The 15,905-nt window shown below is 73.9% G+C and carries 11 protein-coding genes; 4 read left to right on the forward strand and 7 right to left on the reverse strand.

Features of this window, described 5'->3' with window-relative positions; translation table 11 throughout:
• Window positions 1-51 precede the first annotated feature (51 nt).
• Window positions 52-840, reverse strand: coding sequence for a DeoR/GlpR family DNA-binding transcription regulator (locus tag OG562_RS40550; protein ID WP_266406987.1), 789 nt, complete (start codon window positions 838-840; stop codon window positions 52-54).
• A 164-nt stretch (window positions 841-1,004) separates the two neighbouring features.
• Between OG562_RS40550 and OG562_RS40555 the strand changes: the two genes are divergently transcribed.
• Both OG562_RS40555 and OG562_RS40560 read left to right on the forward strand, forming a co-directional pair.
• Entirely contained in the window at window positions 1,005-1,859 is an 855-nt protein-coding gene (locus tag OG562_RS40555; protein ID WP_266406988.1) for a class II fructose-bisphosphate aldolase, read from the forward strand.
• Between the two features lie 171 nt (window positions 1,860-2,030).
• Window positions 2,031-2,513 (forward strand): roadblock/LC7 domain-containing protein, encoded by a 483-nt coding sequence (locus OG562_RS40560; protein WP_266406991.1) that lies wholly within the window; start codon window positions 2,031-2,033, stop codon window positions 2,511-2,513.
• 136 nt (window positions 2,514-2,649) lie between these two features.
• Here OG562_RS40560 and OG562_RS40565 read toward each other — a convergent pair whose 3' ends face one another.
• Entirely contained in the window at window positions 2,650-3,315 is a 666-nt protein-coding gene (locus tag OG562_RS40565; RefSeq protein WP_266406994.1) for a hypothetical protein, read from the reverse strand.
• A 216-nt stretch (window positions 3,316-3,531) separates the two neighbouring features.
• Here OG562_RS40565 and OG562_RS40570 point away from each other — a divergent pair, with 216 nt between their 5' ends.
• Window positions 3,532-5,313 (forward strand): serine/threonine-protein kinase, encoded by a 1,782-nt coding sequence (locus OG562_RS40570; RefSeq protein WP_266406995.1) that lies wholly within the window; start codon window positions 3,532-3,534, stop codon window positions 5,311-5,313.
• Between the two features lie 93 nt (window positions 5,314-5,406).
• On the opposite strand, the gene OG562_RS40575 is transcribed toward OG562_RS40570, so the two are convergent.
• From OG562_RS40575 to OG562_RS40595, 5 genes are all read right to left on the reverse strand, one after another.
• The gene (locus OG562_RS40575; protein ID WP_266406997.1) at window positions 5,407-6,372 is read right to left on the reverse strand and encodes a DUF1152 domain-containing protein; all 966 of its coding nucleotides are present in this window, start codon (window positions 6,370-6,372) and stop codon (window positions 5,407-5,409) included.
• Window positions 6,373-6,493: 121 nt separating this feature from the next.
• Complete coding sequence (locus OG562_RS40580) at window positions 6,494-7,858, reverse strand: FAD-dependent oxidoreductase (RefSeq protein WP_266406999.1); 1,365 nt, start codon at window positions 7,856-7,858, stop codon at window positions 6,494-6,496.
• Window positions 7,859-7,990: 132 nt separating this feature from the next.
• Window positions 7,991-10,687, reverse strand: a complete 2,697-nt coding sequence (locus OG562_RS40585) for a SpoIIE family protein phosphatase/ATP-binding protein (RefSeq protein ID WP_266407001.1) — start codon at window positions 10,685-10,687, stop codon at window positions 7,991-7,993.
• A 51-nt stretch (window positions 10,688-10,738) separates the two neighbouring features.
• Window positions 10,739-13,330 carry a SpoIIE family protein phosphatase gene (locus tag OG562_RS40590; protein WP_266407003.1) on the reverse strand — a complete coding sequence of 864 codons (2,592 nt, stop codon included), beginning with the start codon at window positions 13,328-13,330 and terminating at the stop codon, window positions 10,739-10,741.
• 95 nt (window positions 13,331-13,425) lie between these two features.
• Window positions 13,426-14,109: a lipoprotein gene (locus OG562_RS40595; RefSeq protein ID WP_266407006.1), complete on the reverse strand. Its 684-nt coding sequence runs from the start codon at window positions 14,107-14,109 to the stop codon at window positions 13,426-13,428.
• A 275-nt stretch (window positions 14,110-14,384) separates the two neighbouring features.
• On the opposite strand from OG562_RS40595, the gene OG562_RS40600 reads away from it, so the two are divergent.
• A complete protein-coding gene (locus OG562_RS40600; protein WP_266407009.1) occupies window positions 14,385-15,812 on the forward strand; it encodes an alkaline phosphatase family protein in 1,428 nt (475 codons plus the stop codon).
• The last annotated feature ends 93 nt before the right edge of the window (window positions 15,813-15,905 follow it).

The raw sequence follows: 15,905 nt of genomic DNA on the forward strand, positions 1-15,905 counted from the left end.
GGATGCGCAGCGCGGCAAGGGCCGGGGCCGCCACGGGAGCCGTGTGCGGTGTCAGGCGCGGATGACCTCCACACCGGCCGCCGTGAACGCCTCGGTCAGCTCGTCGGAGGCGGCCTTGTCGGTCACCAGGACGTCGATGTCCTCCACCGGGCAGATGCGGGCGAAGGCCCGCCGGTCCAGCTTGGAGGAGTCGGCGACCGCGACGACCTGCTGCGCGCGGCGGGCCAGCGCCCGGTTGATGCTGGCCTCGCCCTCGTGGTGGGCGGTCGCCCCGTTGGCCACGTCGATGGCGTCCACCCCGATGAAGACCTGGTCCAGGGCGATCTCCGCGAGCAGTTCGGTGGCCAGCGGCCCGATCAGCTCATAGGACGCCGGCCGGGCCACGCCGCCGGTCACCACGAGCTTGACGTGGCGCCGTACGACCAGTTCGTTGGCGATGTTGAGGGCGTTGGTCACCACGGTGACCGCCGTCTCCGCACCGCCGGAACTCAGGTCGGCGCGGGTGGCCAGTGCCCGCGCCACCTCGGTGGTCGTGGTGCCGCCGTTCAACCCCACCACGGCGCCCGCCTTCACCAGCCCGGCGGCCGCGTGCGCGATCCGCTCCTTCTCCGGAGCGTTGCGCGCGGCCTTGTAGCGCAGTGGCAGGTCGTAGGCGATCGCGTTGATCACGGCTCCGCCGTGCGTGCGGGTGACCATCTGCTGGCGGGCCAGCTCGTCGAGGTCGCGCCTGATCGTCGCGGCGGAGACCCCCAACTCCGCGGCAGCCGGCTCGACTTCGATCCGTCCGTCGCGCGTCAGCATCTCCAGCAGTGCGCTCCACCGGGCTTGCGGTGCCGCCATGTCTCACAACTTCCTGTCGGTGGTGTGCGCCACGATGTGCGCACCTCCATGAAACCACAGCGCTTGATTGGGTGTTTTATGGTCGCCAAACGAGCAAGATCCTGCGCGTTCCGTACAGCCTCGCCCCTGTCGCGGCCGGCGCACCCCGTGATCGGAGGTCGGCCGTGCCGCTGACCCCCACCGCCGACGTGGTGAGCTCCGCGTGCCGGGACGGACGGGCCGTCGGCGCGTTCAACGTGATCACCCTGGAACACGCCGAGGCCGTGGTCGCCGGAGCGGAAGCCGCGGGCTGCCCGGTCATCTGCCAGATCAGCGAGAACGCCGTCCGGTTCCACGGCAGCCGGCTCGCCCCGATCGCCCGCGCCGCCGCCGCGCTCGCCGAGGCGGCCACCGTCCCCGTGGCCCTGCACCTGGACCACGTCACCGACGAAGCGCTGCTGCGCCGCGCCGCGGAGTGCGGCTTCGGATCCGTCATGGTCGACGCGTCCGCGCTGCCGCACGCCGAGAACGTCGCCGCCACGCGCGCTGCGGCGCAGTGGGCGCACGCCCACGGGTTGTGGGTGGAGGCGGAACTCGGCGAGATCGGCGGCAAGGACGGAGTGCACGCGCCTTCGGCACGTACGGATCCCGATCAGGCGCGCGACTTCGTGTCCGCCACCGGGGTCGACGCACTGGCCGTCGCGGTCGGCAGTTCCCACGCGATGACCACGCGCACCGCCCGGCTGGATCACGCCCTCATCGCCCGTCTCGCGGAGGCGGTCCCCGTGCCGCTGGTCCTGCACGGCTCGACGGGGGTGCCTGAGGCCGAACTCCGGCAGGCGGTGGCGGCCGGCATGGTCAAGGTCAACATCGGTACGGCACTGAATGCCGCCTTCACCGGCACGGTCCGCGACACACTCGTCGCGGCGCCCGCGGCCGTCGACCCGCGGCCGGCCCTCACCGCGGCGCGCCGGGCGATGGCCGATGCCGTGAACTCGGCGCTGCGGACTCTGTCGGGCGGCGGGTACGGGACGGGATGAGCCGGAGTCCGTGCACGGCATGTTCCAAAGGAAAATGCCAAAGCTGTCACCCGAGGTCGGTACTTTCCGTAGCCTCTGGGTCACACGCAAGCCTCTGGGGCGCACGAACTCGCCTGCCCCGCATCGCACTTGATCCGCGCCCATCGCCAACGCGCCGAAAGGACACCGGTCATGGCTGTCGAGGCCGAGGTTCTGAACGAACTGCACAGGCTGCGCGCACGCATGCCGCAGCTGACGGGGGCGTTGGCGGCCGGCGCCGACGGACTCGTCCTCGCCCAGGACATGCCCGACGTCGAACCGGAAGGGCTGGCGGCGCTGACCGCGGCGGCCCTCGGCGTCGGCCGCCGGATGGCCGATCTCGCGGCCGGCGGCGACTTCCGCGAACTGCTGGTGCGCGGCTCCGGGGGATACGTCGCGACCTATTCGGCCGGACCGTCCGCCGTCCTGACGCTGCTCGCCGACGACCGGGCCAACGTCGGCCGACTGCACCTGGAAGGACGGCGCAGCGGCTTCCGCATCGCCGAACTGGTGGCGGCCCGGTTCCCGCCCGACGGCCCCTTCGTCCCCGGCCGCCCGGCCGCCCCCGGGGTCCGCGGCCGCATGCTCGGCGCCCTGCCCGTGCGCATCCCACCGCAGTCCCGGCACGAGTCCTGAACCGCGACGGCACAGAGGGACGCCGGGTACCGGCCACCGGCCACCGAGCACGACGCCTCATGTCGGCATCCCCTCAGGCCCTCTGGTCTTTTGCGGCCTCCCTACCGTCTTCCGGGGTGCGGGCACCGGCGCCCGGTCACTCCCCGGCGCCCTCCGCCTGCGCACGGCCGGGTGCGCCGCGGCGCCTGCCGACCGCGTGCCGTCGGCCGGGGCTCCGCTCCGGGCGGCCCGTGCCCGCACCCGAACCCGGACTCGGCACTGCGCCCAGGCCCGCGGTCGTGGTAGGTGCGCTGAACCCGCCGGGGACATGGCGTGGCGGCGCTGACGCGGACGAGGCCGCCGGTCCGGGCGGCGCGGGTCGGACGTAGGGCGTCTCCCGTTCCTCGGCCGGCGCCGTCGGCGGTGGTGGGACCGCCCGGCTCAGCACGCGCGCGTGGGGCATCAACGGGGCGCACGCGGAGCACACTTCGCTGAGCGTCCACACCTGGCCGACCGCCGGATCGTGCTGCACCACGAGCACGACCGTGCCCGCGCAGTGGACCCGGACGCCCTCGTGCGCCGCGCACCGCTGGCGGCGGCACCAGCAGGCGGCGTCGTGGTGCACCGCCGCCGCCCGGGCGTGCGCGGCCGCATGGGCCTCGGCGAAGCGGCGCAGCGCCGCGATGTCCCGTGAGCGCGGCGGCATCACGCACGCCGAGGAGCAGGTGACCGACGCGGTGCGGTCCCGGTGTCCCACCACGCGGATCGTCCAGCAGCGGCCGGGGCGTCGGGCTGAGGGGGCGTCAGGGTAGGTGAGAGCCAAGGCACATGTCCTTCGTGGTGGGGGGAATGCGTGGGTGGGGAATGCGTGAGTGAGGGGGAAGGCGACGGGAGGGCGGGGGCGGTCCGGAGCGGTTCCGGAACGGCCCACCGGAAGTGACCCCGTTCACAGCATGCCCGTGGCCCCGCGGACCATTCGCGCTGTGCCCCCTCTGGCGGACATCCGGCCCGTCACGCCGTACGTTTAAGCTCTCCCCCCATGAGCACAGGGGGACCTGACAGACGTGTCGTCGACGGCCGTTTCGAGCTGGTGGAACGGCTCGGCGCCGGGGGCATGGGCTGGGTGTGGCGCGCCCGCGATCTGGCGCTGCAGCGGGACGTGGCGGTGAAGGAGGTACGGCCGCCGGATCCGGCCCTCGCCGAGTACGACCCCGAGGGCGCCCGCACACTGCGTGAGCGCGTCCTGCGGGAGGCCCGCGCGCTGGCCCGGGTCCACCACCCCAACGTGGTCACGATCCACCACATCGTCGACGGCGGCGACGGCACCTATCCGTGGATCGTGATGGAGCTGGTGACGGGCGGCTCGCTCCAGGACCGGCTGGACCGGGGCGCGCTGGCGCCGCTCGACGCCGCCCGGCTGGGCCGCGAGGTGCTGTCCGCGCTGCGCGCCGCGCACGCCGCCGGCATCGAGCACCGTGACGTGAAGCCGGCCAACGTCCTGCTGCGCCCCGACGGCAGGCCCGTGCTCACCGACTTCGGCATCGCCGCCGTCCGCGAGTCCGCCGGCCTCACCGCGACCGGCGCGGTCATCGGCTCGCCCGACTTCATGGCCCCGGAACGCGTCAGCGGCAAGGAGGGCGGCCCCGCGGCCGACCTCTGGTCGCTGGCGATGCTGCTGTACGTCGCCGTGGAGGGCCACCACCCGCTGCGCCGGGCCAGCACGCTGGCCACCCTGGCCGCCGTACTCGGCGAGGACGTGCCGCCGCCCCGGCGGGCCGGTCCGCTGACCGCCGTCCTGACGGCCCTGCTCGTCCGGGACCCGCGGGCCCGCCCCGACGCGGCCGAGGTCGACCGCCTGCTGGCGATCGTGACGGGGGACGCTCCCGATCCCCGGGACGCTCCCGATCCCCGGGACGCCCCCGATGACCGGGACTCCCGCGATCCCCGGGACGCCCCCGCTCTCCGAGAGGGCATCGGGAGTGCGGCGTACGGGCACACGGACGCGAGCGCCCCCGTGCCAGTGAGCCCCTCGGCCCCCGCCCCGACCTCCTATGCGCTCGCCCCGCCCGCTCCCGCCGCAGCGGGATCCGTCCCCGCCACGCAGGGGTCCGGCGCGGCCGCCTCGCCGACCGGCCCCGTCCCGCCCCGGGGTCGCCGTACCCGTGGGACGGCCGTGGTGGCCGTCGTCGTCGGCGCCGTGCTCACGGGCGTCCTCGTGTGGTCGCTGGTCCCGCAGACGAAGGGCGACGACGGCGGCAGTGCGGGAGGCGCGCCGAACACCACCGCGTCGTCGAACGGCACGACGTCGCGGAGCGACCGCCCCGCCACCCCGAGCGCCGCGTCCGGCGGCGAGGCCGCGGGGAAGGTCGATCTGCTCACCGGCGACGGCGTCCGCACGGCCGTGGCGAAGCTGACCGCCGCGATCGGCGGGACGAAGGTCACCAGTCTCGCCGTGTACCCGGAGTACGCCATGGCCGAGGCGCCCGTCGACGGCCACCCGAAGCTCTACGACCGCTACCTGTACCAGGGCGGGGACGTGGCGGTGAAGGACGGCCCCGGCGGCACCGTCATGAACGGCGCGGTCCCCGTCGACCTGGACGTCTACGACTGGGACGCGGTGCCCGCACTGCTCGCCAAGGCGGGCCGGACGCTGGGCATCGACGAGCCGACGGGCCGCTATCTGGTGATCAACCCGGCCTCCACCGTCTTCGACACGCCCCCGACGCTGAGCGTCTACCTCTCCGACGACTACGGCAGCGCCTACCTCCGGGCCGATGTCCACGGCCGGATCATCGAGACCCACCCCCGCGACGACGGCTGACGTCCTGCGCCTGCCGGCCCGCGTGCCGCTGCAGGCGGTCGCCGCGGTCGTGGGTCGTCGTGGCCTCGCCCTGCGCCGACGTTCCGGAAGCCCTCAGTGGGGAAACGCGCGGGGCTGGCGCAGGAGGGGGAGTTCCTCGCGGAACTCCTCGATGCGGGAGCTGATCTGCCGCATCAGGACGGTGTCCTCGAGCCGGTCGAGGTAGAGGTTGCGGCGGGCCAGACCGGGCGCGTCGACGCAGAAGTACAGGGCCATGAGCGGGTTCACGAACAGTCGGCTGTCCTTCGTCCGCTCGGTGAACCGTACGTCCCCGAAGTCGCCGCGCACGGCGGCGGCGACCGAGCCGTTGACGATGCTCGGGCGGCCCGGGGTGCACGCCTGGGCGTCGGCCACCGCGTCGACGTACAGGCCTCCCTCCCGGCTGTCGTGCGGCAGGGAGAACGCGCCGAGATAGGCGCCGTCGCGGTCCAGCGCGGCCAGGTTCTCCAGCACCAGGGAGTGGTTCACCCCGTGGTAGGCGTCCACGCCGAAGCCGAGGCACGCGACCAGCCGGTGGGGTACGTCCGTCAGCCCCTGCACGGCGGCCAGGCTGGCCATGTCCTCCTCGGGCGTGCCGAGGCCGTGCTCGTCGCCGCGCAGCAGGATGTCCGTCCCGCCGTCGACCAGGACGACGGCGTCCACCCCGCCCAGGTGGTCCAGGAGCGCGCGGTAGGCGTCCCGCAGCGGGCCCACGCCGGTGCGGGGGAAGGCGTACACCGTGGAAGGCAGGTCGTGCCGGTCGAGCCAGCACGCGAGGGTGTGCTCGGGGAAGTAGTCGCCGCGGGTCACGGTGTCGGGGCGGACGGCCGCGACGTCCGGCTCCAGCCACACCTCGGTGGGCAGACCGTACAGGTCGGTGAAGGAGAGGTTGGCGAGGTGGACGTCCTTGCCCGCCGCCTGCAGGGCCAGCGCCAGCGGCAGGCCCGCGTACACGTCGAAACCGCCGCCCGCACCGGCGACGAGCACCCGGCGTGCGTCGCGCAGCCGGGTGAACAGGGGAGGCTCGTGGAGGGAGAACACCCGGGGACGCTAGCAGGGGGCGATCGTGCGGCTCACCTGGTTTGCGGCAACTGGCGTGCGCCACACGGGAATCGGGGTCCGGTGGACCGTACGGCGTCCACCGGACCCCTGACCGGAACGCCTACGCGCCGCTCTCCCGCAGCATGTCCTCGCGCTCGACGAGCTTCACGCGCTCGCGGCCCTGCGGCTCGCCCAGCGCCTTCTCGGCGGCGTCCAGCCTGTACCAGCCCTCCCAGGTGGTGAAGCGGACGTTCCGGTCGGCGAGGAACGCGTCCACGGCCGCCGGCTCGGGCGAAGCAGGCGTGTGCAGACGGCCGCCCGCGTGGTCGGCGAGCAGGTTCGACACCGTCTCGTTGGCGTCGCCCTTGGTGTGGCCGATCAGGCCCACCGGGCCGCGCCGGATCCAGCCGGTGACGTACGTCGACTGCAGATGCGCGCCGGACTCCTCGATGACCCGGCCGCCCTGGTCCGGGACCGTGCCCGAGTCGATGTCCCAGGGCAGCTTCGGCAGTTTCTCGGAGAGGTAGCCGACGGCGCGGTAGATCCCGGTGACGTCCCATTCCTTGAACTCGCCGGTGCCCTTGACGTTGCCGGTGCCGTCGAGGGCGGTGCGCTCGGTGCGCAGGCCGACGACCTTGCCGTCCTCGCCGAGGATCTCCGTCGGGGACTCGAAGAAGTGCAGGAACAGCTTGTGCGGCCGGCTCCCGACGTCGCGGATCGCCCAGTTCTCCAGCGTCTTGGCGACCATGTCGGCCTGCTTGTTGCCGCGCCGGGTCGCGATCGAGCCGTCGTCGTAGTCGATGTCCTCGGGGTCGACGATGACCTCGATGGTGGGGGAGTGGTCCAGCTCGCGCAGCTCCATCGGGGAGAACTTCGCCTGGGCCGGGCCGCGGCGGCCGAAGACGTGGATCTCCAGCGCCTTGTTGGCCTTCAGGCCGTCGTAGACGTTGGCCGGGATCTCCGTCGGCAGCAGCTCGTCCGCCGTCTTGGCCAGGATGCGGGCCACGTCGAGGGCGACGTTGCCGACGCCCAGGACCGCGACCTTCTCGGCTTCGAGCGGCCAGGTGCGCGGGACGTCCGGGTGGCCGTCGTACCAGGAGACGAAGTCCGCGGCGCCGTAGGAGCCGTCGAGGTCGACGCCCGGGAGCGACAGCTCGCGGTCGGCCGTGGCGCCCGTCGAGAAGATCACGGCGTCGTAGAAGGCGCGCAGGTCGTCGAGGCTGATGTCGGTCGGGTAGTCGACGTTGCCGAAGAGGCGGATCTGCGGCTTGTCGAGGACCTGGTGCAGGGCGGTGATGATGCCCTTGATCCGGGGGTGGTCCGGGGCCACGCCGTAGCGGATCAGTCCGAACGGGGCCGGCATCCGCTCGAAGAGGTCGATGGAGACACCGGGGTCGGCGGCCACATCGGACTTGAGCAGCGCGTCGGCGGCGTAGATCCCGGCGGGGCCGGCTCCGACGATGGCTACCCGCAGGGGGCGGGGCATGATCAGGTTCCCTTCGAGCGGTGACAGATCAACTCGAGGGAAGCCTAAACTAAGGCAAACCTAAGTCGGTACGGGGGTCCGGTCTATGAGCTCATAAACGTCTCTTATGAGTCAGAGGTCGGCCAACGCACCTCAGGGCAGCGGCTGTTCCGCCCAGATCACCTTTCCGGTGGGCGTGTAGCGGGTGCCCCAGCGGTCGGTGAGCTGGGCCACCAGGAACAGCCCGCGCCCGCCCTCGTCCGTCATCGCCGCGTACCGCAGATGGGGCGAGGTGCTGCTGCCGTCGGCGACCTCGCAGATCAGCGAACGGTCGCGCAGCAGCCGGACGCGGACGGGGGCGCTGCCGTAGCGGATCGCGTTGGTGACCAGCTCGCTCAGGATCAGCTCCGTGGTGAAGGACAGGTCCTCCAGGCCCCAGCGCTCCAGCTGTCCGGCCACCGCCGCCCGCACCTCGCCCACCGCCGCCGGCTCCATCGGCACGTCCCACTCGGCGACCCGGTCCGCGCCCAGCGCCCGGGTCCGCGCCACGATCAGGGCGATGTCGTCATTGGGGCGGGCCGGCAGCAGGGCGTCCAGGACGGCCTGGCAGGTCTCCTCGGGCGAGCCGTCGGCGGCCCGCTCCAGGGCGGTGCGCAGCAGCTCCAGACCCGCGTCGATGTCCCGTTCCCGGTCCTCGACCAGCCCGTCGGTGTACAGCACCAGCGAGCTGCCCTCGGCCAGCTCCAGCTCGGCCGTCTCGAACGGCAGCCCGCCCAGGCCCAGCGGCAGCCCGGCGGGCACCTCGGGGTATTCCACCCGCCCGTCGGGGTGGACCAGCGCCGGCGGCGGATGGCCGGCCCGGGCGACCGTGCAGCGCCGGGAGACCGGATCGTAGATGGCGTACAGACACGTCGCCCCGGAGACCGGCGCGGTGGCGCCGTCGCTCGCCTCGTCCTGGTCGATCCGGGCCACCAACTCGTCCAGCAGACTGAGGAGTTCCTCCGGCGCGAGGTCCAACGAGGAGAAGTTGTGGACCGCGGTGCGCAGCCGGCCCATCGTGGCCGCCGCGTGCAGCCCGTGGCCCACCACGTCGCCCACGACGAGGGCGACCCGGGACCCCGACAGCGGCAGCACGTCGAACCAGTCGCCGCCGACGCCCGCCTGCGCGGGCAGATACCGGTAGGCGATGTCCAGGGCGTTCTGCTCGGGCAGGGTGCGCGGCAGCAGACTGCGCTGGAGCGTGACGGCCATGCCGTGCTCGCGGGTGAAGCGGCGCGCGTTGTCGATGGAGATCGCGGCCCGCGCCACCAGCTCCTCCGCGAGGACCACCTCGTCCGGATCGAACGGAGCGGGCCGCTCCGAACGCCAGAAGCTGACCACACCCAGCACCAGGGCCCCGGCCCGCACGGGCACGGTGATCAGCGAGTGGATGCCGAACTCCACGACCTGCTCGGTCCGCTCCAGGTCCTGGGCGCGCCAGCCCGGCGACTGGGCGAGCCGGGCCTCCAGCACGGCCCGTTCGCCGCCGAGGCTGCGGGCCTGCGGGGCGGAGTCGACGAACCGGATCCGCTCGCCCACCCCGTACAACGGCGCGCCCTTGCGGATCCCGCTCATCGCCGTGCGCCGCAGCGCGCCCCGGGTCTCCGGCTCCTCCCCGGCCAGCACGGCGTCGAACAGGTCCACGGTGGCGAAGTCCGCGAATCGCGGCACGGCGAGCTCCGTCAGCTCCTCCGCGGTGCGGGCCACGTCCAGGCTCGTCCCGATGGCCACCCCGGCGGCGTACAGCATGTCCAGGCGCTCCCGGGTCGCCTCCGCCCGGCCGGACAGGGCGCGCAGCTCCGTGGAGTCGCGCAGGGTCGCGACGCTGCCGGCGGGTCCGCCCGCCAGGTCGGTGGGCCGCTGGTTGATCGCCAGGAGCCGCTCCCCGACCAGGTGCACCTCGTCCGTCACCATCCGCCCGGAGGCGAGCAGTTCGGCGGTGCCGGGGTCCAGGCCCAGGTCCAGGACCTGACGGCGTTCGGCGTCCGCGGGCAGGTCGAGCAGCCGCTGCGCCTCGTCGTTGGCGAGCAGCAGATCGCCCTCCCCGCCGACGATGATCACGCCTTCCCGCACGGCGTGCAGCACCGCGTCGTGATGCTCGTACATACGGGTCATCTCGCGCGGGCCCAGGCCATGGGTCTGGCGCAGCAGCCGGCGGCTGACCAGCGCCGTGCTGGCCGTGGCCAGGGCGAGGGCCACCGCGGCGGAGGCCAGGACGAGGGGCAGCTGGCGGTCTGCGTTGCCGCCGACGTGGGCGGTGGTGATGCCGGACGACACCAGGCCCACGACCGTCCCGTCCGGCGCGTGCACGGGGACGACGGCCTGCACGAGACGGCCGATGGTCCCGTCGACCTCCTCGACGACGGTGCCGCCGTCCAGCGCCGGCTGGATGTCGCCGACGAACTTCTTGCCGATGCGGTCCGGCTTCGGATGGGTGTAGCGGATCCCGTCGGTGTTCATCACGACGATGAAGTCCACGTCCGCGGCCGTGCGGGCGGCCTCGGCCCGCGGCTGGAGCACCGCGGTCGGGTGCGGGCTGCGCAGCGCCGCCACGATGCCCGGCGAGTTCGCGAAGGTCTGCGCGACGGCGAGGGAGCGGTTACGGGCCTCCTGCGTGGTGTCGTGCCGCACCTGGAGCAGCAGCGCCAGCACCGCGGCCACGACCAGCACCAGCACGATGACCACCTGCAGGACGAACACCTGCGCGGCGAGACTGCGCCCGCCCAGGGCGGACTCGGGTGAACGCCGGACCCGGGAGCCACGGGGCGGACGGGCCGGCCGGGTATCCGAGCGCCCCAGGAGTCGGACCATGTGCCATATCTACACTGCCTGGGCCCGCTAGGCGAGAGGCGTCACACAGGGTCACCGTTCGCGCCCGTCGCGCTCTCCGTACGTGATCTCCGTGCCGTGTCGAGCCCGGCGCACGAACCCTCCGCGCCCGTCGCCCTCCCGTACATGGTCCCCGCGGCCGTCCGGGCGGGTGGCGAGCAGCAGGGCGATGTCGTCGGGCCGGTCGACGGCCTGCCGGGCCGTCGCGGTGATCAGGTCGGCCACGTCCCCGAGGGAACGCCCGGGGACGGCGGCGGCCTCCGCCAGGGCGACGCGCAGCGCGGCCACGCCGTCGTCGATGTCGAAGCCGGCCCGCTCCACCAGCCCGTCCGTGTACAGCGCCAGGATCGCGCCCGCCGCCAGCCGCAGCTCCGTCACCGGGTAGTGGGCGCGCGGATCGACCCCGAGCACCACCCCGCCGGGCAGGTCGAGGACCTCCGTACGGCCGTCGGGGTGGCGCAGGACCGGCAGCGGGTGCCCGGCGCGGACCGCCAGGGCCCGGCCGGTGGACGGGTCGAGCCGGACGTAGCAGCAGCTGGCGAACTGGCCGGGGTCGAGGTCGATCAGGAGGTGGTTGGTGCCGGCCATGACCTCCTCGGGCGGCCGGTCGCTCAACGCGAACGCCCGGACCGCGCTGCGCAGTTGCCCCATGGTCGCCGCCGCCTGCACCCCGTGCCCCTGGACGTCGCCGATGACCAGGGCCAGCCCGTCGCCGGACTCCACGACGTCGTACCAGTCGCCGCCCACGTCCATGCCCTCGGTGCCCGGCAGATACCGGGCGGCGGTCTCCACGCGCGTGTGCTGCGACAGCCGCCGGGGGAGCAGGGCCTGCTGAAGTCCCCGGGCGAGGGCGGCCTCGGTGTCGTAACGCTGGGCCTTCTCCATCGCGTGGGCGATCAGCCCCGCGAGGGCGGTGAGCACCGTGCGCTCCTCGGAGCTGAAGCCGCGGCGCGAGCCGTCGAAGCCGAGGATGCACGAGCCGACCGGGCGGCCCGAGGCGATCAGCGGGAGGAAGGCGCGGGCGCCCTCCGCCGCGTCCAGCGCGATGCCCGGGTAGGCGGCCGACAGCTGCTCCATCGAGTCGAAGAACAGCGGACGGCCCGTGGTCAGCGTCTCCACGCCGGGCAGCCGGGCGTCCAGGCCCACGCCCTCGAACGGCGCCAGGAAGCCCTCTGGGAAGCCGGACTCCCACGCCAGGTACAGATGCCGCTCCTGGAGCAGGTAGATGGCCAGTCGGCGGCCGCCGAACGCGGGCAGCAGCTCCTGCATGACCACCGCCGACACCTGGCGGGCGGTCACCGCCTCCGTCAGCGCGATGGCCAGCACGATGGGCCGGTACAGCGGGGCGGTCGAGGCGGCGGTGTCCGGCGCGGGGCCCTCGGCGTCCGCCGCGGCCGGGGCCGTGTCGTCCGGCACCCGGTTCGCCGGGGCCGCCGTGCAGGTCAGGAGGTCCGCGCCGGGGTAGAGGGACAGGCGCAGCCAGTCGCCCTCGTACGGTCGGGCGCCGGAGGGCCGGTGGGCGTCCGCGGTGGGCAGCCGGACGTGGAAGTGGGCGGGCTCCGGCGACAGCAGGGCGCCGCGCAGATGCTCCTCGCAGGTGGGCTGGTTCAGCCACGGCACGGCATCCCACAGGGGCCGCCCGGCCAGCCGGTCCGGCTCCACGCCCAGCAGGTGGGCGGCCCGGGCGTTGGCGTAGACGACCAGCCCCAGCCGGTCCAGGCAGAACACGCCCTCCGGGAGGAGGTCGGCCGCGCCGTCGGCGAAGGCGCCGGGGCCCGGGTCGAGCAGGATGCCGCCGACCGGGGAGCCCGCCGCCGTCGGCGACGCCCACAGCTCCAGAAGCCGCAGGCCCCCGGCCGTCGTGCGCACCTGGATCGGCAGCGGCGGGGCGGTGCCGCGGGCGGCCTCGTGCAGCAGGGCGGGCAGCCGATGGGCGTCCGTCGGGTCGATGGCCCGGGCCAGGTCGCCGAGCGTGGCCGGGACCTCGCCCGGCGGCAGACCGAGCAGGGCGCCCGCCTGCTCGTCCGCGGTGACGGCGTCGGTCGCCGGGTCCCACGAGAACCGGCCGACACGCCCCAGAGCCGGACCCGCCGCCGGCGGGCGTACGCACACCGGCTCGTCGTCCCAGTCCGCGCACCCCCCGTCCGCCTCCAGGCCCAGCAGCGCCGCGCCCAGGGCCTGCGCGACCTGCGTCAGCCGCTCGCGCTCCGGCAGCACATCCATCGCGTCGGAGGCCGCCGGGCGCAGCACGGTCAGCACCCCGAAGGAGCGGTCCCCCGCCACCACGGGCACGTTGAGGCAGCCGAACTGGAACGGCAGGCCCGCCGCGAACTGCGGATAGCGGCGCATGGTCTCCGTGGAGTTCGCCAGCACCACCGGCGCACCCGTCCGGTGCACGTCGGCCACCGGGAACGGCCGATCCACGTGCACCCGCCACCAGGGGCGGAACAGCGGCCCCGGCAGCCCCGCGAGCACCGCCAGGCGCAGCAGCCCGGACGTGCCCGAGGACAGGTAGACGCCCCCGGAGCGGCCGCCCGCCGCCCGCAGCGCGTCCGCCACGGACCCGGTCAGCAGCTCGGGCGGCGGCCCGGACCGCTTCCGCTCGTCCCCGGCGCTCCCAGTCATCGGCCCTACCTCGTCGGTGCGCCGCCGCGTGGGCGACACAGCAAGAATGCGCCACACCGGACCGGATGTGCATCCGCGCGCGGTCGAAAGAGGGGTCAGGCGCCAGTGGCGCGCAGGGTGCTCTTGGCGAGCTCGTACGCCGGGAGCATCGCCTCGTGCTCCTCGGTGTCCATCCCGCCGAGGTGCAGCACGACGGGGCCGTCGGAGGTGCTGACGGCCAGCGCGCGCTCCTTCTTGGTCTCCTCCAGGAGCTCGCTCGTGGTGACGTACTCGACCTCGGCGCCGGTGACGCCGGCCGCCTCGAAGGAGCGGTACTTCGCCCCGCTCGACCCCTCCTCGGCGCTCACGAACTCCTCCAGCACGGCGCGCGCGTCGCCGTCGCCCGGCTCGCCGGTCCAGACCCGCAGATATCCGAGCTTCCCCGCGGGCTTGGCGTCGATCTCGCAGGCCATGGTGACGGGCCCCTGGTGCAGAAGCGCGTCCGCGAGGTCGGCCAGATCGCCGCCCGCGTCGTCCGCCTCCTGCGCGTCGACGGCCTCGGCCTTCCAGAACTCGGCGACGTCGAAGGTGACGGGCAGCTCGCAGGCGGACCCGGAGGCGCCGACGGACCCGCCGCGCTGAGCGACCTTCGCGCCCGCGCTCGCGGTAGCCGTCGCCTTCGTCTTCCCCTTCGGTGAGGCGTCCGAGCCTCCCCCGTCGGCCGCGCACCCCGTCAGCAGCCCCGTCAGCAAGACCGCCGACGTCAGCCCCTGCCCCACGTTCCCCACCCCGATGCGCACTGCTGTGTCCCCTCTCGATACCGGTCGCGACGCCGGTCTCGATACCGGCGGGGCACTGTAACCGAGGCGCGGGCCGCCGGTCGCACCGGTTTCGGGGAGCCGTCGGCGCCGGTCCGGCACGGGCGACGACGGCGCGGAAGAGTGACATGCCGTCAGACCCGGCTCCGGGCGGGCACCCATAACGGCGTGATCAACAACGCCGCGTCGGTCCGCCGAGCCACCTGTCCCGGCGCTCCCCGCTCACTGGCCCTTCTCGCACTCGCCAAGGGGCACGAATGGCCGAGTTGACGCGTCGCAGACTGCTGGGATCCGCCGCGGGCGCGCTGGGCGGCGCCGCGGCCCTCTCCCTCCTCCCGCCGAGCGTGCAGAAGGCCGTCGCGGCCGAACCGCCCCGGCACAGTTCGCTCGCCGACATCGAGCACGTCGTGCTGCTGATGCAGGAGAACCGCTCGTTCGACCACTACTTCGGCACCCTCTCGGGCGTGCGCGGCTTCGCCGACCCCGACGCACTCACCCTCGACACCGGCCGCTCGGTCTTCTACCAGCCGGACGCCGAGAACCCCAAGGGCTACCTCCTGCCGTTCCACCTCGACACCCGCACCTCCAGCGCCCAGGCCATCCCGTCCACGAGCCACGCCTGGTCCGTGCAGCACGACGCGTGGAACGGCGGCCGGATGGACCGCTGGCTGCCCGCCCACCGCAAGGCCGACGGCGTCAACGGCCCCTATGTCATGGGCTACTACACGCGCGAGGACATCCCGTTCCAGTTCGCGCTCGCCGAGACCTTCACCGTCTGCGACCACTACTTCTGCTCGGTCCTCGGCCCGACCTGGCCCAACCGCCTGATGTGGATGACCGGCACCCTCGACGCCGACGGCGCCTCGGGCGGCCCGATCATCAACAACACCGCGCCGACGCCGTACGGCTGGACGACGTACGCCGAACGGCTCCAGGCGGCCGGGGTCAGCTGGCGGGTGTACCAGCAGGACGACGACTACGGCTGTAACGTGCTGGAGCAGTTCGCGATCTTCCGCGACGCCCCGCCGGGCTCCGCGCTGTACGAGCGGGGGGTACGGCCGCAGCCGGAGGGGACGTTCGAGGACGACGCCCGGGGCGACCGGCTGCCGACGGTGTCCTGGATCATGCCGACGAGCCACCAGTCGGAGCACCCGGACTATCTGCCGGCGGCCGGCGCGGACTTCGTCGCCTCGAAGATCGAGGCCATCGCGGCGAACCCGAAGGTGTGGCGCAAGACGGCGTTCATCCTCAACTACGACGAGAACGACGGCCTGTTCGATCATGTGCCCCCGCCGACCCCGCCCGCCGGCACGCCCGGCGAGTTCGTCCGCGGGCTGCCCGTCGGCGGCGGTTTCCGCGTTCCCGCCATCATCGTCTCGCCCTGGACCGTGGGCGGCTGGGTGGCCACGGAGAGCTTCGACCACACCTCGGCGCTGCGGTTCCTGGAACGGCTCACCGGAGTGGCGGAGCCCAACATCAGCACCTGGCGGCGCGGCGCCTTCGGCGACCTCACCTCCGCCTTCCGCCTCTCCTCCCCCCGGCCGCTCCCGCCGAGCCTGCCCCAGGACACCGCCGAACAGCTCCTGACGGCGCAGGAGGAGGTCGCCACCCTGCCCAGGCCCACGCTGCCGGGCGCCGACCAGACGTTCCCGCACCAGGAGGCGGGCCGCCGCCCGCAGCGCTGACCTGGAGGGGGACACGCGGCTCGACCTCGGCCCGGACGCCGCCTTCGTCAGCGGTACGGACCTCCTCGTCGACGGCGCAGTCCTCGCCGGCCT

This window comes from Streptomyces sp. NBC_01275 (genome assembly GCF_026340655.1).
In the GTDB taxonomy this organism is placed as follows: Bacteria; Actinomycetota; Actinomycetes; order Streptomycetales; family Streptomycetaceae; genus Streptomyces.